Annotated in this window: 23 protein-coding genes and 1 riboswitch; of the genes, 12 read left to right on the plus strand and 11 right to left on the minus strand. The window is 64.9% G+C overall.

Translation table 11 applies throughout. From position 1 onward, the window contains the following. Positions 1 to 127: 127 nt before the first annotated feature. Both ACX80Z_RS12855 and ACX80Z_RS12860 read right to left on the minus strand, forming a co-directional pair. Positions 128 to 655: a DUF1990 family protein gene (locus ACX80Z_RS12855; protein WP_459316135.1), complete on the minus strand. Its 528-nt coding sequence runs from the start codon at positions 653 to 655 to the stop codon at positions 128 to 130. Beyond that, the gene (locus ACX80Z_RS12860; RefSeq protein WP_459316136.1) at positions 642 to 1,037 is read right to left on the minus strand and encodes an MmcQ/YjbR family DNA-binding protein; all 396 of its coding nucleotides are present in this window, start codon (positions 1,035 to 1,037) and stop codon (positions 642 to 644) included. The genes ACX80Z_RS12855 and ACX80Z_RS12860 overlap by 14 nt, the downstream gene beginning before the upstream one ends. A 60-nt stretch (positions 1,038 to 1,097) precedes the next feature. On the opposite strand from ACX80Z_RS12860, the gene ACX80Z_RS12865 reads away from it, so the two are divergent. Further along, a complete protein-coding gene (locus ACX80Z_RS12865) occupies positions 1,098 to 1,925 on the plus strand; it encodes a DUF1206 domain-containing protein (RefSeq protein WP_459316137.1) in 828 nt (275 codons plus the stop codon). A gap of 13 nt (positions 1,926 to 1,938) precedes the next feature. On the opposite strand, the gene ACX80Z_RS12870 is transcribed toward ACX80Z_RS12865, so the two are convergent. Next, complete coding sequence (locus ACX80Z_RS12870) at positions 1,939 to 2,355, minus strand: CoA-binding protein (RefSeq protein WP_459316138.1); 417 nt, start codon at positions 2,353 to 2,355, stop codon at positions 1,939 to 1,941. Between the two features lie 225 nt (positions 2,356 to 2,580). Here ACX80Z_RS12870 and ACX80Z_RS12875 point away from each other — a divergent pair, with 225 nt between their 5' ends. From ACX80Z_RS12875 to ACX80Z_RS12905, 7 genes are all read left to right on the plus strand, one after another. Beyond that, positions 2,581 to 3,390 (plus strand): ABC transporter ATP-binding protein, encoded by an 810-nt coding sequence (locus tag ACX80Z_RS12875; RefSeq protein WP_459316139.1) that lies wholly within the window; start codon positions 2,581 to 2,583, stop codon positions 3,388 to 3,390. A 137-nt stretch (positions 3,391 to 3,527) separates the two neighbouring features. Continuing rightward, positions 3,528 to 4,571, plus strand: a complete 1,044-nt coding sequence (locus tag ACX80Z_RS12880; protein WP_019483276.1) for an aliphatic sulfonate ABC transporter substrate-binding protein — start codon at positions 3,528 to 3,530, stop codon at positions 4,569 to 4,571. After that, positions 4,568 to 5,482, plus strand: a complete 915-nt coding sequence (locus ACX80Z_RS12885; protein WP_459316140.1) for an ABC transporter permease — start codon at positions 4,568 to 4,570, stop codon at positions 5,480 to 5,482. Before ACX80Z_RS12880 ends, ACX80Z_RS12885 begins: the two co-directional genes overlap by 4 nt. After that, positions 5,473 to 7,425 carry an acetate--CoA ligase gene (acs, locus tag ACX80Z_RS12890; RefSeq protein ID WP_459316141.1) on the plus strand — a complete coding sequence of 651 codons (1,953 nt, stop codon included), beginning with the start codon at positions 5,473 to 5,475 and terminating at the stop codon, positions 7,423 to 7,425. Before ACX80Z_RS12885 ends, acs begins: the two co-directional genes overlap by 10 nt. An 86-nt stretch (positions 7,426 to 7,511) precedes the next feature. Further along, a riboswitch (SAM riboswitch) is annotated at positions 7,512 to 7,616 on the plus strand. Between the two features lie 6 nt (positions 7,617 to 7,622). Continuing rightward, positions 7,623 to 8,768 (plus strand): dimethylsulfone monooxygenase SfnG, encoded by a 1,146-nt coding sequence (gene sfnG / locus ACX80Z_RS12895; RefSeq protein WP_019483279.1) that lies wholly within the window; start codon positions 7,623 to 7,625, stop codon positions 8,766 to 8,768. Beyond that, a complete protein-coding gene (locus tag ACX80Z_RS12900) occupies positions 8,768 to 10,099 on the plus strand; it encodes an O-acetylhomoserine aminocarboxypropyltransferase/cysteine synthase family protein (RefSeq protein WP_019483280.1) in 1,332 nt (443 codons plus the stop codon). Before sfnG ends, ACX80Z_RS12900 begins: the two co-directional genes overlap by 1 nt. Beyond that, positions 10,096 to 10,599, plus strand: a complete 504-nt coding sequence (locus ACX80Z_RS12905) for a CoA-binding protein (protein WP_019483281.1) — start codon at positions 10,096 to 10,098, stop codon at positions 10,597 to 10,599. Before ACX80Z_RS12900 ends, ACX80Z_RS12905 begins: the two co-directional genes overlap by 4 nt. A 113-nt stretch (positions 10,600 to 10,712) precedes the next feature. Here the strand turns inward: ACX80Z_RS12905 and ACX80Z_RS12910 are convergent, their stop codons facing one another. Further along, on the minus strand, positions 10,713 to 11,519 hold the full coding sequence (locus ACX80Z_RS12910) for a carbon-nitrogen hydrolase family protein (protein ID WP_019483282.1): 807 nt from the start codon (positions 11,517 to 11,519) through the stop codon (positions 10,713 to 10,715). A gap of 72 nt (positions 11,520 to 11,591) precedes the next feature. Between ACX80Z_RS12910 and ACX80Z_RS12915 the strand changes: the two genes are divergently transcribed. Both ACX80Z_RS12915 and ACX80Z_RS12920 read left to right on the plus strand, forming a co-directional pair. Then, entirely contained in the window at positions 11,592 to 12,086 is a 495-nt protein-coding gene (locus tag ACX80Z_RS12915) for a DUF427 domain-containing protein (RefSeq protein ID WP_459316142.1), read from the plus strand. 126 nt (positions 12,087 to 12,212) lie between these two features. Further along, the gene (locus ACX80Z_RS12920; protein ID WP_459316143.1) at positions 12,213 to 12,989 is read left to right on the plus strand and encodes a SurA N-terminal domain-containing protein; all 777 of its coding nucleotides are present in this window, start codon (positions 12,213 to 12,215) and stop codon (positions 12,987 to 12,989) included. Positions 12,990 to 13,006: 17 nt separating this feature from the next. On the opposite strand, the gene ACX80Z_RS12925 is transcribed toward ACX80Z_RS12920, so the two are convergent. From ACX80Z_RS12925 to ACX80Z_RS12940, 4 genes are all read right to left on the minus strand, one after another. Further along, positions 13,007 to 13,267, minus strand: coding sequence for an EAL domain-containing protein (locus tag ACX80Z_RS12925; protein WP_459316144.1), 261 nt, complete (start codon positions 13,265 to 13,267; stop codon positions 13,007 to 13,009). 149 nt (positions 13,268 to 13,416) lie between these two features. Then, positions 13,417 to 13,683, minus strand: a complete 267-nt coding sequence (locus tag ACX80Z_RS12930; RefSeq protein WP_459316145.1) for a DUF3253 domain-containing protein — start codon at positions 13,681 to 13,683, stop codon at positions 13,417 to 13,419. A gap of 8 nt (positions 13,684 to 13,691) precedes the next feature. Beyond that, positions 13,692 to 14,978 (minus strand): adenylosuccinate synthase, encoded by a 1,287-nt coding sequence (locus ACX80Z_RS12935; RefSeq protein WP_459316146.1) that lies wholly within the window; start codon positions 14,976 to 14,978, stop codon positions 13,692 to 13,694. Positions 14,979 to 15,208: 230 nt separating this feature from the next. After that, positions 15,209 to 15,595: a DoxX family protein gene (locus ACX80Z_RS12940; protein WP_019483288.1), complete on the minus strand. Its 387-nt coding sequence runs from the start codon at positions 15,593 to 15,595 to the stop codon at positions 15,209 to 15,211. A 47-nt stretch (positions 15,596 to 15,642) separates the two neighbouring features. Between ACX80Z_RS12940 and ACX80Z_RS12945 the strand changes: the two genes are divergently transcribed. After that, positions 15,643 to 16,245: a hypothetical protein gene (locus ACX80Z_RS12945; RefSeq protein ID WP_459316147.1), complete on the plus strand. Its 603-nt coding sequence runs from the start codon at positions 15,643 to 15,645 to the stop codon at positions 16,243 to 16,245. Positions 16,246 to 16,256: 11 nt separating this feature from the next. Here the strand turns inward: ACX80Z_RS12945 and ACX80Z_RS12950 are convergent, their stop codons facing one another. The 3 genes from ACX80Z_RS12950 to ACX80Z_RS12960 form a co-directional block, all read right to left on the minus strand. Beyond that, positions 16,257 to 16,676 (minus strand): DUF3151 domain-containing protein, encoded by a 420-nt coding sequence (locus ACX80Z_RS12950; protein ID WP_019483290.1) that lies wholly within the window; start codon positions 16,674 to 16,676, stop codon positions 16,257 to 16,259. A gap of 1 nt (position 16,677) precedes the next feature. Further along, a complete protein-coding gene (fbaA, locus tag ACX80Z_RS12955; protein WP_019483291.1) occupies positions 16,678 to 17,697 on the minus strand; it encodes a class II fructose-bisphosphate aldolase in 1,020 nt (339 codons plus the stop codon). Positions 17,698 to 17,885: 188 nt separating this feature from the next. Beyond that, complete coding sequence (locus ACX80Z_RS12960; protein ID WP_459303485.1) at positions 17,886 to 18,521, minus strand: TrmH family RNA methyltransferase; 636 nt, start codon at positions 18,519 to 18,521, stop codon at positions 17,886 to 17,888. Between the two features lie 63 nt (positions 18,522 to 18,584). Here ACX80Z_RS12960 and ACX80Z_RS12965 point away from each other — a divergent pair, with 63 nt between their 5' ends. Next, a complete protein-coding gene (locus ACX80Z_RS12965) occupies positions 18,585 to 19,364 on the plus strand; it encodes an HAD-IIA family hydrolase (RefSeq protein WP_019483293.1) in 780 nt (259 codons plus the stop codon). The last annotated feature ends 2 nt before the right edge of the window (positions 19,365 to 19,366 follow it).

Genomic DNA, 19,366 nt, shown 5'->3' on the forward strand with positions numbered 1-19,366 from the left:
CCGATATTTCAGGGGCGTCCGCCGATATCTGGGGCGTTTGCAGGGATCGGGGGCGCTAGCGGATTCGGACGCCAGCGGATTCGGGGCGCTAGCGGATTCGGACGCCCGCGGATCAGGGGCCCGGAAGCTAGCTGGCCAGCCGCTGCGCGGTGGAAAGGTACCGGCGGGTAACGAACTCCTGAGATAACCGGGCGACCGGTGCGCCCAGTTTGAAAAACCAGTTGGCGTGCTGGCTGAAGGCGAACACCTCGAAGTAGACGGCACCGTCCGGTTCGAGGACAGCCATAAACGCTTCCTCACCGCGCTCCGGGTGGCCCGGCAGCGTGCCGTACCCAAAACCGGCACGCTGGGCCCCGCCGTCGTCCTCGACCGGTTCCTCGGTCCACACCACCCGGCACGGCGCTGGCAGCCGCAGCGGGCCGACGCCGAAGGCGGGAACCACGTCCCGGCCAACCGCAGCCCGTCCCTGGCCCGGCGGAACCCTCAACCCGGCGCCCCGATGCAGCTGCCAGGACAGAATCCCATCAGCGAGCCGGGTGTAGGCCGCATACCCGGTTCCGACCCGGACCCGCCGGTCCACCACCCGGTACCCGGGCGGGGATTCGTTCCGCTGGCTCAGTCCGAGCGGCTCATACGTGAAATCAGGTTTTACCATCTGCTGCCAATCTGCTCCAGCCGAGCGTTTCGCGATCCCGTGCCGGCAAGGAGGCCACCACCAGATCGTAGGAATCCTCAATCATGTCGCGGATCATCGCATCCGGAAGGTTCCCGGTGCATGAAACCCCGTTCCAGCGAGTCTTATTGAGGTGGTAGGCCCCAACAATCTCCGGGTGCGCGGCCCTGAGTTGTTCGGCAAGCTGCGGCTCGCATTTCAGGCTGACCGACAAGTTGGGAGCGGAGAGGTCGGACAAGGCAAACATCTTTGCAGCACCGCACGCCGCCCTCACTTTGAACACCGACGCTGCGGGCCCGAAGGGAAAGTCCTCGAAGGCACCCGGCAGTGCCAGGCAAAACTCCCGCAGAACAACTCCATTCATGGGCCGAGCTTACTGCCAAAGAATGGCAGGATAGGAGAAAACCAACCGCAGGAGCGCACCATGGGCGAGGCAAAACGCCAGGCTGATAAGGCAGTGGACACGGCCGAGGACGTATCGGATTCCAAGGCCTTCGAGATCGCGGCACGCGCCGGCTACATCGCTGCCGGCCTGTTGCACCTTCTGATCGGCGTCATTGCCCTCCGGGTGGCCCTGGGAGGATCCGGCAGTGCCGACCAAAGCGGTGCGATCAGCGCGCTCGGCGACGGCCCCGGCGGCGCCATGCTCCTCTGGGCTTGCGCCATCGGATCTATTGCGCTTGCCCTCTTTATGCTCAGCGAAGTCTTCTTCGGGGCCCGCGGCATGAAGGACTCCGACAAGCTCAAATTCCGCGCGAAGAACGGCGCCAAGGCGATCACCTACGGTGTCATCGGCGGAACGTTCGCCACCTATGCGTCGGGTGGCAGCAGCGACAGCAGCGAAAGCACCCAGAATCTGAGCGCCTCCCTCATGTCCAACCCGGCGGGTTCGGTCCTGCTGATGGCGGTCGGGGCGGGTGTGATGGTGGTTGGCGGGTACTTCGTCTACAGCGGGGCCACAAGACACTTCACCAAGAACCTGTCCGGGTTGCCCGGCCACGGCGCCAGGACCGCGGTCATCCGGCTCGGCATGGTCGGTTACATCGCCAAGGGAGTGGCGCTGCTGGTGTTGGGCCTGCTGTTCATCGTGGCAACGGTCAAGAACAACCCGGAAGAATCCACCGGCCTGGACGGGGCCTTGAAGTCCCTGCAGGCTCAGCCGTACGGCGCCTGGATTCTGGGGGTCGTCGCCGTTGGTCTGATCGCCTACGGTGTGTTTATGGTGATCCGGTCCCGCTACCAGAAGATGTAGTCTGCCGCCGTCGTCAGCGGGCGAAGCGTGGCGCTTCGATGGCCGGGCAGGTGTTCATGACGACGTCGAGCCCCGCCGCCCGCGCGCGGTCAGCGGCCGCCTCGTCGATGACCCCTAGCTGGAGCCAGACCGCTTTCGCGCCCACCTCGATGGCCTGGTCCACCACCGCTCCCACCTTTGAGGAGTTCACAAAGCAGTCGACGACGTCGATGGTCCCGGGGATATCCGCCAGTCGCCGATAGCCAGTGCGCCCATGGACGTCGTCGCCCTTGAGACTGACGGGGATCACCTCCATCCCCAGGTGGTCGATCAGGAACCGTGAGACTCCGAGCGCAGCGCGCCGGGGATTGTTGGAGAGTCCGACCACCGCCCAGCGGGCGGGAGTTGTGAGGAGCGTGCGGATCACTTCAGGATCGTTGCTGTGTGCCATGATGGTGTGCCCTTTCGCTGTAATCGGTCGGATTGTTACGCCAACACTTGCGGAGAACCCGTGCACAGGAGTTTAGTAGTGCTTGACCATCCCGAGCGGCTGAGAGACCTGGATCGATGAAGCCGCAGCAACCCTGGCCATCCGGCTGACCATCTGCAGCACGTAAGTGCAGCGGCCAACCGGTGACAGTAGGGTGCTACCGCCAGGACCGATGGAGTTAATCCTATGACCGTTCTGGCATCACCACAGTCAACCACTGTGCCCACCAAACAGGCACTCAACGTCACCTTCGCCGGCCTCGGCCGAAGCTTCGGTGCCGCCTCCGATCGGCGGACCGTCCTGCGGGACATCAACTTCGAAGTGCACGCTGGCGAGGTCCTCGCCATCCTCGGCCCGAGCGGCTGCGGCAAATCCACCCTGTTGCGGGCTGCCGCCGGGTTGGACTCCCTCAACGCCGGGTCCGTCCTGATTGACGGCACCGAGGTACACGGCATCGACGAACGATGCGCCGTCGCCTTTCAGGAACCCCGGCTGCTGCCCTGGCACACCCTGCAGGCCAACGTCGCCATTGGTCTGCCCAAGGCGTCGAGTGCCAGCGTGGGCAAAGCCAAAGTAGCCGAGCTGCTGCGACTGGTCGAACTTGCTTCGTTCGCCAAGCACCGTCCGCGGGAAGTCTCCGGCGGAATGGCACAGCGAGCCTCATTGGCACGTGCCCTGGCCCGCAACCCCGGCGTCCTTCTCCTCGACGAGCCGTTCGGCGCCCTTGATGCTCTCACCCGGATCAAGATGCAGGATCTCCTGCTCGACATCCACCGAGCCCAACCCACCACCGTGCTACTGGTCACTCACGACGTCGACGAGGCGCTGCAACTGGCAGACCGCATCATCGTCCTGGGCACCGAAGGCAACCTGCCGGGCGCCACCATCACCGAGGTTCTCACCGTCCCCGGCGACCGCCCCCGCGACCGCAACGCGGCCGACCTCGGCCGAATGCGCAGCTCCTTGCTCGCCTCCCTGGGAGTCACCGGCCACTAGGCCGCGCCTTCCCCTGCCCTCCGGGTTTCTCTTTTCACCCACCCCTGCACGGCCTACCCGCTGTGTCACACCGTACCCACCCTTTTGTTCGTCTCACCCAACTCGTCTCAGACGACCCGTCTCACCGAAGGACACTCATGAACCGCCAACCAGCACCCCACCCCCGCCGCACCTTTCTGGGCGCCGCGTCACTGGCCGCCGTCGCCTCCCTCGCCTTGACGGGATGCATGGCCGGTGAGGACGCCGACGGCGCGGCCGCCCCCGCGGGCGGCGAACTGAACATTGACTTCGCCACCTACAACCCGCTGTCCCTGGTGATCAAGGAACAGGGGTGGCTGGAGGACGAGTTGGCGGATGAAAACGTCACCGTCAACTGGATCCAGTCCGCCGGGTCCAACAAGGCGAACGAGGCGCTGCGCGCCGGAGCCATCGACGTGGGTTCCACCGCCGGTTCCGCTGCCTTGCTCGCCCGATCCAACGGCTCCCCGATCAAGACGATCGACATCTACTCCCAGCCGGAATGGTCGGCGCTGGTCACGAACGCTGACTCGGACATCCAGGAGATAGAGGACCTGCGGGGCAAATCGATCGCCGCCACGAAGGGCACCGACCCCTACTTCTTCCTCCTGCAGGCGCTCGAGGCCGGCGGCGTCGATCCCTCCGAGGTCACGGTGCAGAACCTGCAGCACGCCGACGGCCGGGCCGCCCTCGCCAACGGATCGGTGGACGCCTGGTCGGGCCTCGACCCGATCATGGCCTCGGCCGAACAGGATGGGGCCACCCTGTTCTTCAGGGACATCGACTTCAACACCTACGGCTTCCTCAACGCCACCGAAGACTTCCTGGCGGAGAGCCCCGAGTTGGCCCAGACCGTCGTAAACGCCTACGAGAAGGCCCGCGAGTGGGCCATCGAGAACCCCGAAGAGACGGCCAAGATCCTCGCCGAGGTGGCAGGGATCGACGTCGAAATCGCCAACGCGGTCATCATCGACCGCACCAACCTGGACGTTGACCCCATCCCGGGTGACGCGCAGCGGGCTGTGCTGGAGAAGATCGGTCCGGTGTTCGTCGAATCCGGTGACGTCTCCAGCCAGGAACAGGTTGACGAAGCGCTCGACACCCTCTTTGAAGACTCCCTGGTGCGCAACGCGGATCCCACGGCGATTGAGGCCTCCTCATGACCCACATCGGGAATCCGTACGTGACCGGGAACAGCGTCACGGGCGTGAGCCAGACTTCCCTGGAAGCCTCCGGCTCCACCGTGGCAACGGCAGACGCCACCCAGCCGCCGCCCGAACGGGGCGGACCGGCACATGGATGGTCCCAGACCGGCCCGCTGCGGCGTGGCTGGGTGCGTCTGCTCCTCGGGCTGATCCTGCCCGGGCTGATCATCACCGTCTGGCAGCTGAACTCCGTCACCGGCCTGTTCAGCGCCGTCCAGGTGCCGCCGCCCGCGGCGGTGCTCAATGCGGCAGTCGAACTGATCCAGCGCGGCGAGCTGTGGACCCACATCGGCATCTCCACCCAACGGGTACTGCTGGGCTTCACCTTCGGCGCCGCCCTGGGCCTCGCGATCGGCTCACTCGTCGGGCTGTCCCGGATCGCGGACGCGCTGCTCGCTCCCACCATCGGCGCCTTGCGTGCTGTCCCGTCCCTGGCCTGGGTGCCGCTGCTCATCCTGTGGATGAAGATCGGCGAGGATTCAAAGATCACGCTGATCCTCATTGGCGCCTTCTTCCCCGTCTTCACCACCGTGTACCTCGCGCTCCGGCACGTGGACCGGAACCTGGTGGAGGCCGGCCGGGCGTTCGGGTTGAAGGGCTTCAAACTGCTGACCACGGTGCAACTCCCGGCCGTGATTCCATCAGTGTTCTCCGGTCTCCGGTTGGGCCTCGCCCAGGCGTGGCTGTTCCTGGTCGCGGCTGAACTGATTGCCTCCTCGCTGGGGCTCGGATACCTGTTGAGTGATTCACAATACAACGGACGGGTGGACAGGATCTTCCTGGCGATCATCCTGTTGGCGATCATCGGCAAAACCACCGATGCCCTCCTGGGGATCGCCGAGAAGTGGGCGGTCCGGCGATGGGCGTGAGCCTTCAGGAGGCCGACCCCCTGACCGAGACGGACCGCCTGGCGTTCTGGGAACAGCAGGCGCGCCGGCTGGACTGGGCTGCCGAATGGTCCACGGCGCACAGCTTTCAGCCAGCCCGGCCGGTATCGGGTGGCGCCGACGGGCAGCTCACCGTCCCGGTGATCGAGTGGTTCGCGGGGGGCCGCCTCAACGTGGCCCACAACTGCGTGGATCGGCACGTGGATGCCGGGCTGGGCAGCAAGGTCGCCCTGCATTTCGAGGGTGAGCCCGGGGACCAGCGAACGGTCACCTACTCGGACCTGCAGGAGGAGGTGTCACGCGCCGCCAACGCCTTGCTGAACCTCGGGATCGGCAAGGGCGACCGCGTGGTGATCTACCTACCCGTGCTCGTCGAAACGATTGTGGTCACCCTGGCGTGCGCGCGAATCGGGGCGGTGCACTCACTGGTGTTCGGCGGATTCTCTGCTGAAGCCTTACGCTTCCGGGTTGAGGACACCGGCGCCAAACTGTTGGTCACAACTGACGGGCAGTACCGGCGCGGCGCAGCGGTGCCGGTCAAGACCAACGCCGATCAGGCCGTGTCCGGTTCCAACAGCATCGAACATGTTCTGGTGATCCGCCGCACCGGCAGCGACATCGAGTGGACCGAGGGCCGGGACGTCTGGTGGCATGACGCCGTCGGCGCCGCGTCCCCGCATCACGCTGCCGAGGCGTTCGACGCCGAGACTCCCCTGTTCATCATGTACACCTCCGGCACCACGGGTAAGCCGAAAGGCCTGGTGCACACCTCCGGTGGGTACCTGACCCAGGCGTCGTGGAGTTTCGCCTACCTGTTCAGCAACCCCGATCCGTCGCAGCGGGACCAGGACGTCCACTGGTGCACCGCCGACCTTGCCTGGGTGACCGCCCATACCTACGAGATCTACGGTCCGCTCTCCAACGGCGCCACCCAGGTGATCTTCGAGGGCACTCCCAACACCCCACATCCGGGGCGGCACTTCGAGATCATCCAGCGTTACAAGGTGACCAGCTATTACACGGCCCCCACCCTGATCCGGTCGCTGATGGGCTGGTTCCCGGACGGCGTGCCTGCCAGCTACGATCTGTCCTCGATCCGTCTCCTCGGCACCGTCGGTGAGGCCACCAACCCCGAGGCCTGGCGCTGGTTCAGGGAGCACCTCGGGGCTGGCACCGCACCGGTCGTCGACACCTGGTGGCAGTCAGAAACCGGCGCCACCATCCTCTCTCCCCGCCCCACTGACCCCTCGTTCAAGCCCGGTTCTGCCTCCCGCGCCCTCCCCGGCGTGAGCACCCGGATTGTCGACGACGCCGGAAACCCGGTACCCACCGGTGAGCAGGGCCTGATCGTCGTGGACCGCACCGGACCGGCGATGGCGCGCACCGTCTGGGGCGACCCGCAGCGCTACCTGGATTCCTACTGGCGAAAGTTCGCCGCCCAGGGCTGGTTCCTGGCCGGTGATGGGGCCAGGAACGACGACGACGGCGACACCTGGATCCTCGGCCGGGTCGACGATGTGCTCAACGTGTCAGGCCACCGGCTCTCGACCATCGAGATTGAATCGGCCCTGGTTGCTCACCCGTGGGTGGTCGAGGCCGGCGTCTGTCCGGTCTCCGATCCGCGGACCGGCCATGCGATTGCCGCCTTCGTGGTGCTGGCTGCGTCCCACGGGGCCGGCGCGCACGCGGCGGAGGAGGTGAGCCGGGTCTTGCGGGACCACGTCGCGGCGGTGATCGGGCCGATCGCCAAGCCGGCCGCCGTCGTCGTCGTCGCGGACGTCCCGAAGACCCGGTCCGGCAAGATCATGCGCCGGCTCCTGACGCAGCTGTTCGAGAACACAACGCTGGGTGACACCACTTCCCTGCAGAACGAGGCGTGCGTGCCCGGCATCGCTGCCGCACTGGCCGCAAGGGCGTCACCGTGACCCCGCCAGCAAACCCCACCGGAGGGACAACCCGCAACGGAGAGCAACAATGTTGGTCGACCGTGAGAGGACTGTCACACTGGTGGGGACCATCCCGAGCGGTTGAGAGATCTGGCTCATTGACACCGCAGCAACCCTGGCCACTGCCCACGGCAGTGACATTAGGGTGCTAATGCCAGGCACGATGGAGGACCACTATGGCTATTGACCTTTCCCAACCCCTGAAGTTCGCGTACTGGGTGCCCAATGTGAGCGGCGGCCTGGTGGTCTCCACCATTGAGCAGCGCACCAGCTGGGACTTCGAGTACAACAAGAAGCTGGCCCGCATCGCGGAGGACGCCGGCTTCGAGTACGCCCTCTCGCAAACCCGGTATGCGGCGTCGTACGGCGCCGACAAGCAGCATGAGGCGACGTCGTTCTCCCTGGCGCTGCTCGGTGCGACCGAAAAGCTGAAGGTGATCGCCGCCGTCCACCCCGGCATGTGGCAGCCCGGAGTCCTGGCGAAGTTCATCATCACCGCTGACCACATCTCTGGTGGTCGGGCGGCGGTGAACATTGTGTCCGGCTGGCTGAAGAGTGAGTTCACCGGGTTCGGGCTGCCGTGGCTGGAACACGACGAGCGCTACGTCCGCACCGAAGAGTTCATCAGGATCCTCCGCGGCCTCTGGACCGAGCAGAACTTCTCCCAGGCCGGCAAGTATTACAACATCACCGATTTCACCCTCAACCCGCCGCCCGTCGACGTGCCCGGGCGTCCACACCCTGAAATCTTCTTCGGCGGGAACTCGACGGCGGCGCAGGCCACTGCTGGCCGGGTGGCCGACTGGTACTTTTCCAACGGCAAGGACCTCGAGGGATTCAAGGAGAATATCGCCGGCGTGCAGGCCTCAGCGGCCGACGTCGGCCGCCACCCCCGGTTCGGGCTCAACGGTTTTGTGATTGCCCGCGATACCGAGAAGGAAGCCCGCGAGACGCTCCGCGAGATCGTGGCCAAGGCCCACAAACCGGCGGTGGAGGGGTTCCGGGGCGCCGTGCAGGAAGCCGGTGCCTCGACCAAGGACGGCAAGGGTATGTGGGCGGACTCGTCCTTCGAGGACCTGATCCAGTACAACGACGGCTTCAAGACCCAGCTGATCGGCACCCCCGAGCAGATCGCCGAGCGGATCGTCGAGTACAAGAAAATCGGCGTGAACCTGATGCTGACCTGCTACCTCCACTTCCAGGAGGAGGTCGAAGCCTTCGGCAAGGACATCCTCCCCATCGTCCGCGAACTCGAAGCGGACCTCGCCCGTAAAGAGGGCCTAGATTTCAATGTTGACAACCAGATTAAGGCAGGTGTCTGATGGCTGATCGCAGCTTCGGTTTCCGTACACGCGCTCTTCACGCGGGTGGCACCCCCGACTCGGCCCACGGCGCCCGAGCGGTACCCATCTACCAGACGACCTCGTTCGTGTTCAAGGACACGAACGACGCCGCCAACCTCTTCGCGCTCCAAAAGTACGGCAACATTTATTCGCGGATCGGCAACCCTACGGTCGCCGCGTTCGAGGAGCGGATCGCGTCCCTGGAGGGTGGCATCGGGGCGGTCGCGACGGCGTCGGGCATGAGCGCCGAATTCATCACGTTCGCGGCCCTCTGCCAGGCCGGGGATCATATTGTCGCCGCGTCGCAGCTCTACGGCGGCACGGTCACCCAACTCGATGTGACCCTGCGCCGGTTCGGCATTGACACCACCTTCGTCCCCGGCACGGATCCCGCTGACTATGCTGCGGCCATCCAGGACAACACGAAGGCCGTCTACGCGGAGGTGATCGCGAACCCCTCGGGTGAAATCGCCGACATCCAGGGGCTAGCGAAGATCGCCCACGACGCCGGTGTGCCGCTGATCATCGATTCCACCCTGAGCACCCCCTACCTGATCCGGCCCATCGAGCACGGCGCCGACATTGTGATCCACTCCGCCACCAAGTTCATCGGTGGGCACGGGACCACCCTGGGCGGCGTTGTCGTCGAGGCCGGAACCTTCAACTGGGGTAACGGCCGGTTCCCCACCATGACCGAGCCGGTCCCGTCCTACGGCAATATCCAGTGGTGGGCCAACTTCGGCGAGTACGGCTTCCTGACCAAGCTGCGCACCGAGCAGCTGCGGGACATCGGGCCGTCCCTCTCCCCCATGTCGGCCTTCCAGCTGCTGCAGGGCGTGGAAACCCTGGCCCAGCGGATGGACGAACACCTGTCCAACGCCCAGGCGGTCGCTGAGTGGCTGGAGAACGACCCTCGGGTGGAGTACGTGAACTTCGCGGGCCTCCCCTCGCACCGGCATTTCGAGCGGGCCGCCAAGTACCTGCCGCAGGGGCCCGGGTCGGTCTTCAGTTTTGGGGTGAAAGGGGGCAGGGCGGCAGGGCAGAAGTTTATTGAGTCGCTGCAGCTGGCCTCACACCTGGCCAACGTGGGCGATGCCCGCACCCTGGTCATCCACCCCGGCTCGACCACGCACCAGCAGCTGTCCGCCGAGCAGCTGGTCACGGCCGGCATCCCCGAGGACCTGGTCAGGATTTCGATCGGACTCGAGGACCTGGACGATATCCTGTGGGACATCGACCAGGCACTGGACCTTGCCACTGCAACCCCGCAGGGCTCAACACCTACTCCGCACGAGGGAGCCACCGCATGAGCGCCGATCTGGAAACGGCACGGACCTGGGAGGGCCCGTCCGCCCCTGAACGACTCTCGCTCCTGCGTCACGCCAAGTCGGTGGCGATCATTGGGGCATCGGATAAGCCGTCCCGCGCGTCGTACTTCGTGGCCACCTACCTGCAGTCGTCGTCGCCCTATCGCTTGTACTTCGTGAACCCGGTGGCGAAGGAGATTCTGGGGCAGCCCGTCTACGCGTCCCTGGCCGACCTACCGGAGGTCCCCGACATCGTCGACGTGTTCCGGAAGCACGATGATCTGCCCAGTGTCCTTGAGGAGACGAAGGCTGTTGGCGCGAAAACGCTGTGGCTGCAGTTGGGGTCCTGGCATGAGGACGTTGCGCACGACGCCGAGGAGGCGGGCCTGAACGTGGTAATGGACCGCTGTATCAAGATTGAGCACGCGCGGTTCCACGGTGGACTCAACCTGGCTGGCTTCAACACCGGAGTGATCTCGTCGAAGCGGCAGGTTACCGCCTAGCCCCACCCATCATCTAGCCCCATCCCACACCCCCATCGAGTCAACAGGAATCGCCCCGAAAAGTGGCTATTCCTGTTGACTCGATCCCGTTGGTTGGGGGCAGGGTGGCTGGGCTAGTGGGACTCGACGATTTCCTCGTTGCGCGCGAATCGGCGGTTCTTGAGCACGGGCAGGAACTCGCGGACGTCGGCGATCCGTCGGCGTGACACGTTGGTGGTGACCACTCCCTCTTCCTCGTCGGTGAGGAAGACCTGCGGGATTCCCATGGGGTCGAGGATCGCCGAGTGCCCGATGGTATGCCCGCTCGAGGTCCCGGCTGCCGCGATCCAGACGGTGTTCTCGATGGCGCGGGCCTTCAGCAGGGTTTCCCAATGATCCACCTTGTGATCGCCCTTGAACCAGGCGGCCGGCACCAGGATCAGATCCGCCCCACGGTCAGCGAGCGCACGTGCCTGTTCCGGGAAGCGGATGTCGTAGCAGGTCATGAGCCCCACTGACAGGTCACCGATCGTAACCACCTTGATGCCGCCGTCGCCGGGTTTGATCCGGGTGGACTCCTGATAGCTGAAAGCGTCGTAGAGGTGAAGTTTGCGGTAGGTGTCAACAATCTTCCCCGTGGCATCCACCAGGACCAGCGTGTTGTAGGGGCGGTCCTCGCCGCTCCCCTCATACCCGCCAGCAACAATGGCTATGCCGAGCTCGACGGCGATGAAGGACAGCTGCTGCACGAAGGTCGACCAGTTTTCGTCGACGGCAGCCGCCAGCGAACCCTCCACCTTCCCGATGGAGAACATGGATTCCTCGGGGAAGACGATCAGCTCGGACCCTTCGGAACGCGCTTGTTCGGCAAGCCCACGCATGGTCTTGAGGTTGTCCGAGACGCTACCGCCCGGTCGGAACTGCCCAACGCTGATCTTCATCGTCGCCGCTTTCAGTCATGAAATAGGTGCCCTCACAGCCTACCGAATGCCTGAACGTCTTATTGTTGGGTTATGACACTGCAACCTATCGTCCCCGGCCCCGGCCAGGAATCAGTGTGGGACTACCCGCGACCGCCACGGCTGGAGCCCACCACCGAGCGGGTGATGATTGAGTTCGGAGGTATGGTGATCGCCGACAGCACCAATTCGGTCCGGGTCCTGGAAACCAGCCACCCCCCGGTGTACTACGTTCCGATGGACGACTTCGTCGCCGGCGCCCTGGCTCGGGTGGAGGGCTCATCGTTGTGTGAGTACAAGGGGATGGCAGCGTATTACGACGTCGTCAGCGGGCAGCACCGCGCACCCCGCGCCGGGTGGACCTACCCAACCCCCACCCCCGGCTTCGAGGCACTGCAAACCCGGGTAGCGATTTATCCGGGAGCAATGGACCGCTGTCTTATTGACGGTGAAGTGGTCACGGCGCAGGAGGGCGACTTCTACGGCGGCTGGATCACCAGCCGCATCGTCGGGCCTTTCAAAGGCGCCCCCGGCACCTGGGGCTGGTAGTCCGGGCCCAGTCCCGACAGTGCGACCCGGACAGTGCGACCCCGCCGTCGAACGGTGACGCCCAGCTAACGCTCATAGAGGACTGATACCTTCGCAGGTTGGTTATCTATCTGGCAGGAGAATATTGTGCGGAAGAAGTTTTTACTGAGTATTGCCTTGGCCGGAATTGTCTCGGTGGTGTCCGCATGCGGCACCCCCGAAGACGGCAGCGAGTCGGGATCCGAGACGTCGCAGGCCCCCGCCAATGAGAGCGCAGCGCCCGAAGCGGCCCCCGAGGTCGCCGACGCCGATCTGGAAGGCGTGCCTGACGTCGTGGCGCTGGTCAACGGCACCGAAATCCTGAAGGCGGACTTCGAATCGGTCTACACCGCCCAGTACGAGCAGGCCGCAATCCAGTCTCAGATGTCCGGGGAAGCTGTCGACCAGGATGAGCTCAAAACCCAGACCATCGAGGGAATGATCGGCACCGAACTGCTGGTTCAGGAAGCTGACGAACGCGGAATTGAGGCAAGCGACGAAGCAACTACCGCAGCACTTGATGAGCTCGTAGCAGCCAACCAGCTTGGTTCGGCCGAGGAGTTCTATGCAGCGCTCGCCGAGCAGGGCATGGACGAGGCGACAGTCAACGACCAGCTCGCCACCCAGGTCCAGGTGGAACAGCTCATCCAGGAAGAGGCCGGGGACTCCGCACCCTCCGAGGAGGAGCTCACCACCGCCTACGACGAGGCAGTGGCCCAGCAGGAAGAGCAGAACGCCCAGAGCGGCGAAGAGACCGAGGTTCCCCCGTTCGAGGAAGCACGGCCAGCCCTCGAGGAGCAGCTCCAGACCCAGAAGGAATCCGCCGCAGCGGAGTCCCTGATATCCAGCCTCCGCGAGGAAGCTGACATCACGATCAACCTCTAAGGCAGGTGGTACCGCAGCTAGAGGGCTGCGGCACCGGGACTGACCGGCGTCCGGTCAGGGGATTCCAACGCGAACCATGACGCCAGTTCGTCGGCTGGAAGTGGCCGGGCGTAGTGATATCCCTGGGCCAGGTCGCAGTCGAGCCCGATCAGGGCCTGACGCTGCCCCTCGGTTTCGACGCCCTCGGCTACCGCCTTAATCCCGACGGCGTGGGCCAGCAGGTAGCCGCAGGGGGCATGATCGAAGAGCGCCTGATAGTCCAGCCCGGCGGCGCTCACGGCTGCCGCCGGTGAGCGGGAAAGGCTCGCTCAGAAAACGCCGTCGGCGCCATTTCCGCCCCTCAAAAGTTGTGTGGGCGACGGCCTGGATACGGGTGGTCGTCGGCTCCTCACTGAACTGTCGGCGAGGCGGACCGAAATGTAAGCGTTTAGGCGCGACGGCGCCGAATCCGGATCGGTCCCTTGATGGTGGACGGATCGATGACCGCTCCGCCCTGCGTAATCTCCACCTCACCGGCGGCAACTAACCGCTTGGCAGCGTCCCGGGACGCCTCCATCAGGTCCCGCCACCGCCCGTCGGATACTGCGCGGGCAGCCTCCGATGGGCAGATCGTCGCCTCGGGGGCCCGCTCGTCGAGGAGCCGTCGGATGGCGTCCTCAAGCAGCCGACCGGTGTCGTCGCCAGCGGGGCCCAACCGGTTCCCTAACCGATCAGGTCGTTGATGACGATGGTCTGGTCCCGGTCGGGACCCACGCCGATGGCCGAGAACCGGGCACCTGACATCTTCTCCAGCGCCCGAACGTACACCTGCGCATTATCGGGCAGGTCATCGATAGTCCGCGCGGTGGTGATGTCCTCGGTCCAGCCCTCGAAGTACTCGAAGATGGGTTCGGCGTGGTGGAAATCGGTCTGGGTCATCGGCATCTCATCGTGCCGGACGCCGTCGACGTCGTACGCCACGCAAACCGGGATCCGCTCGATCCCGGTGAGCACGTCAAGCTTCGTCACGAAGTAGTCGGTGAAGCCGTTGACGCGGGCCGCATGGCGGGCCAGGACGGCGTCGTACCAACCGCAGCGGCGTGGACGCCCGGTGTTGACACCGAACTCGCCGCCCTTCGTCTGCAGGTACATGCCCATGTCGTCGAAGAGTTCGGTGGGGAAGGGACCGGCGCCGACGCGCGTGGTGTAGGCCTTGATGATGCCCACTGCGCGGCTGATCCGGGTAGGGCCAATCCCCGAGCCGACCGATGCGCCACCCGCGGTGGGGTTCGACGACGTCACGAACGGGTAGGTGCCGTGGTCCACGTCCAGGAACGTGGCCTGGCCGCCTTCCATGAGCACCACCTTGCCGGCGTCGAGCGCCTCATTCAGCACATAGGTGGAATCGATGACCAGCGGCCGGAGGCGCTCGGCGAAGCCGAGGAAATACTCGACCACTTCCTCCACCTCCACGTCACGCCGGTTGTACACCTTGACCAGGAGTTCATTCTTCTGGGCGAGTGAGCCTTCAACCTTCTGCCGCAGGATCGACTCGTCGAAGACGTCCTGGACCCGGATCCCCAGCCGTGCCACCTTGTCCATGTAGGCGGGACCGATGCCGCGCCCGGTGGTGCCGATGGCCCGCTTGCCCAGGAACCGCTCAGTGACCTTGTCCAGCACCTGGTGATACGGAGCGACCAGGTGCGCGTTCGCCGAAATACGCAACTTGGACGTGTCGGCGCCGCGCGCCTCGAGCCCCTCGATCTCCTCGAAGAGTGCCTCAAGGTTGATGACGCAGCCGTTGCCGATGATGGGGATCGCGTTGGGGCTCAGGATGCCTGCGGGAAGGAGCTTCAGCTCGTACTTTTCACCGCCGACGACGACGGTGTGCCCCGCGTTGTTCCCGCCGTTTGGCTTGACGACGTAGTCAACCCGCCCGCCGAGTAGGTCTGTTGCTTTGCCTTTACCTTCGTCGCCCCACTGGGCTCCGACAATAACGATCGCTGGCATGGGATCCTCCCCCATCGTTGCGGCGGCATCCGGACACCGTGCCGATGCCGCCAGAAGTGCATGAGAATGCCCCAAGACCTCAGTGCGTTGCGGCAAGAGATCTGGGGCTCTTACCACCCAAGTTTAGCAACAGATCCCGTTGACGCTCGGCTTGATGATTACCCGGCTCCGGCAGCGGCATCCACAACCGACTTCTTGACCTGTTCTGGGTCCCGGAAGCCTCGAGCTCCTCAGCCCGGACGATTGTCCCGCCGGAGTGGGTTCAGCAGGTGGCTTCGCCCCTGCCAGGCCAGCACCATGGCACCAGCGCCCAGCAGTACGTTGGTCCACAGGTACCCCACGTCACCGTTGACGATGTTCGTCACCGCGGCGCCGGTCATGACAAGAACGAGCAGCAACGCTCCCGGGGTGCGCACCCTGGGAACGAATAGGGCAGCACTCCCGATGAATTCGCCGGCAGCGGTCAGGTAGACAGTCCAGCCGGGAAGCCCGGATTCCTGGAACGGGAGCAGCGCGGCGGGGTCCCCCATGACCTTCTCGATCCCGGCCCGGACAAAGAAGAACGCGAGCACGGCGGCGAGCGCCACCCACACCAGTTCCATCCGGTTCGTCTGCATAGGCTCATGATGCCACCTGGGGCGCACCGGGAGGGGAGAATATGATCATGGATCGATTTGTTGGCAACATTGCGGGAGTTGGTACCGCCGCCGGAATCCGGTTGGTCGTTGGCCTGTGGGCGGATTCGCCGTTGGGCGCCTTTACCGACGTCATGGTGGAGGACGACGGCGGCCGGCGCACCCTGCTCGCGCCGAACCAGGCCGTCGCGGACTACGTCAGCGCTACCTACACGTTCGATCAGATTCAGGTGGTGGACGTGGTCTCCACACTCGACGAGCATCGGCTGACGGTGTCAGCGGGGCCGCTCGAACTGACCGCCGACCTTGGCGGCGTGACAGGGCTCGGTCGGCTGCTCAGCCTCGTTCCCGCCCGGGTAGCAACGTCACCGCGCTGGCTCAGCCTGATCAACCCGGTGGCCGGTCTGGTGATGCCGGGGGTACAGACGGCGGGTTCGGCGGGCAACGGCCGCACCGAGTATTACGGGGTGACGGCGGCGGTGAAAATTGCGGCCGCGTCGGTGCGCTGGCACGGCAGGGACCAGGGCGCACTCGCCCGGCTGTCCCCACCGGTGCGGTTCGGGTTCAGCTCCGCCCCGGCCGCGCCGATGCTGGTCACCGTAGTGACCAGCATCAAGCGGCCGTCAACCTAGTTTTTTCACCTTCAGTTGCCGAGCTGCCTGCTGGCTTCCGGATCGGATTCGCCGAGGAACTTGGCAATGCGCTCCGCCTCGTCCATTTCACCGATGGAGGCCGCAGCCCTGCCCAGCGCGTACAGCGAGCGGAGGAACCCACGGTTGGGTTCATGCGAGTACGGGACCGGGCCGGTGCCCCGCCATCCGTTCCGCCGCAGCGCATCGAGGCCGCGGTGGTACCCGGTTCGGGCGTACGCGTAGGACTCGATGGTGCGCCCCTCGGCGTAGGCCTCATCCGCGAGGATGGCCCACACCAGCGACGACGTCGGGTACTTGGCGGCGAGGTCTACCGCCTCGTCGCCGGCGTCGAGGCGTGCACCCAGGTCCGTTTCCTCGGGGAGGAGGGTGGGCTCGGGGCCGAGGAGGTTGCGGCGGAATTCGTCCGACATGCTAGAGCTTCTTCCCGGCGGACCCCAGTGATGCTGCGGCCTCGACCACGCGGGCTGCAAGACCGGCCTCGGCTGCGGCGCCCCACACCCGTGGGTCGTAGACCTTCTTGTTGCCAACCTCGTTGTCGACCTTCAGCACGCCGTCGTAGTTCTTCAGCATGTGGTCCACCACGGGTCGGGTGAATGCGTACTGCGTGTCGGTGTCGATATTCATCTTGATGACGCCGTAGGAGACAGCGTCGGAGATTTCCTGGGCTGAGGAACCGGATCCGCCGTGGAACACCAGGTCGAAGGGCTTGTCCTTGCCCAGCTTGGCGCCGATCTGATCCTGGATGTCCTTGAGGATTTCGGGGCGGAGCTTCACGCCGCCGGGCTTGTACACGCCGTGGACGTTGCCGAAGGTCAGCGCTGTGAGGTAACGGCCGTGTTCGCCGGAGCCCAGGGCCTCAACGGTGGCCAGTGCGTCTTCGACAGTGGTGTACAGCTTGTCGTTGATGGCGTTTTCGACGCCGTCCTCTTCACCGCCGACAGTGCCGATCTCAACCTCGAGGATGATCTTGGCAGCCGCCGCGCGGGGCAGGATGTCTTTGGCGATCCGCAGGTTCTCTTCAAGGGTTTCCGCTGAGCCGTCCCACATGTGGGACTGGAAGAGTGGGTTGCCGCCGCGCTTGACTGCCTCTTCCGATGCGGCAAGGAGGGGGAGGACGAATGCGTCCAGTTTGTCCTTGGGGCAATGGTCGGTGTGCAGCGCAATATTCACGTCATACTTCTTGGCCACCTCGTGGGCGAAGGCTGCGAAGCCCAGGGATCCCACCACCATGTCCTTGACCGACGCACCGGACCAGTACGCTGCTCCGCCGGTGGAGACCTGCACAATTCCGTCGGATCCGGCCTCGGCGAACCCCCGCATTGCGGCGTTGAGGGTCTGGGAAGAGGTGACGTTGACGGCCGGATACGCGAAGCCCCCGGCCTTGGCACGGTCGATCATTTCCGAATAGATCTCAGGTGTTGCGATAGGCATAAGGACTCCTCTGTGGAATGCGTATTAGACAGGCGGGATGGGTAACGGACCGCTCATTCCATCCTATTCGACTGCTCGTTCGGCAGAAACGACCCGGAGGGTCGGGTTTGCCGCTTGCAACCGGCAAACCTGACGGCGGGGGCCGTTGCTGGCCCCCCCACCACGCTAAACGGCCTCACCTGACCAGGCTAGACGCCCTGACCGAACACGTGCCGGCGAACCCACCCGTGCATCGCGATCGCCGCAGCCGCCGACGCGTTGATGGACCTCGTTGAACCGAACTGGGCGATGGACAGGGTCGCATCGGCGGCGGCGTGGACTTCCGGGGTCAGACCCGGTCCCTCCTGGCCGAAAACCAGCACACAGTTCTCCGGCAACTCGTAGGTTTCCAGCGGCACCGAGTCCGGGAAGTTGTCGATCCCGATGATCCGTAGTCCCTCGCCGCTGGCCCAGGTAACAAATTCCTCGACGGTCGGGTGGTGTCGCACGTGCTGGTAGCGGTCGGTGACCATGGCACCCCGACGGTTCCAGCGTCGTCGTCCGATGATATGGACTTCCTTGGCCATGAAGGCGTTGGCGGTACGCACCACGGAACCGATGTTCAGGTCGTGCTGCCAGTTCTCAATCGCCACGTGGAAGTTGTGACGGCGGGAATCGAGGTCGGCGACGATTGCGTCGTGCGTCCAGTAGCGGTACTGATCGACGACGTTGCGGGTGTCACCTGCCGCCAGCAGTTCGGGGTCCCACTGGCTGCCCGCCGGCAACTGACCCTCCCAGGGCCCGACACCTACCGGAATGAGCGGAATTTCGGGATTTTCTTTCACGCTCCCAGCCTAAGGTGAAAGACTGGGACCGATAGCACCGCCCGGACGGCAGGGAGAGATCACATGCGCGAGAACGAACACATCGAATGCTGGCTGACGGACATGGACGGTGTTCTCGTTCACGAGAACCAGGCCATCCCAGGCGCGGCCGATCTACTTGACCGTTGGGTGGCCACCTCCAAACGGTTTTTGGTGCTGACCAACAACTCCATCTACACACCCAGGGATCTGGCGGCGCGGCTCAAAGCCTCGGGCCTGGAAATTCCCGAGGAGAACCTGTGGACGTCGGCCCTCGCCACGGCCCAGTTCCTCAAGGAGCAGCTGCCGGGCGGACGCGCCTACGTCATCGGCGAAGCCGGATTGACGACGGCGTTGCACAACGCGGGTTTCGTGCTCACCGATCAGCACCCCGACTATGTGGTGCTGGGTGAAACCCGCACCTATTCGTTCGAAGCCATCACCAAGGCGATCCGGTTGGTGGAAGGCGGTGCACGGTTCATCGCTACCAACCCGGATGTGACCGGGCCATCCAAGGAAGGGCCGCTTCCTGCCACCGGCGCCGTGGCGGCGCTGATTACCGCCGCCACCAGTCGTGTCCCCTATATTGTGGGCAAGCCTAATCCCATGATGTTCCGGTCGGCGATGAACCAGATCGACGCCCACTCGGAAACCACCGCCATGATCGGCGACCGGATGGACACCGACATCATCGCGGGGATGGAGGCCGGACTGCACACCGTCCTGGTGCTGACCGGGATCACCCAGCGCGCCGACATCGACGCCTACCCGTTCCGTCCCGCCCAGATCCTGGAGTCGGTGGCCGACCTGATCGACCAGGTGTAGGC

The organism is Arthrobacter sp. TMT4-20 (genome assembly GCF_054510775.1).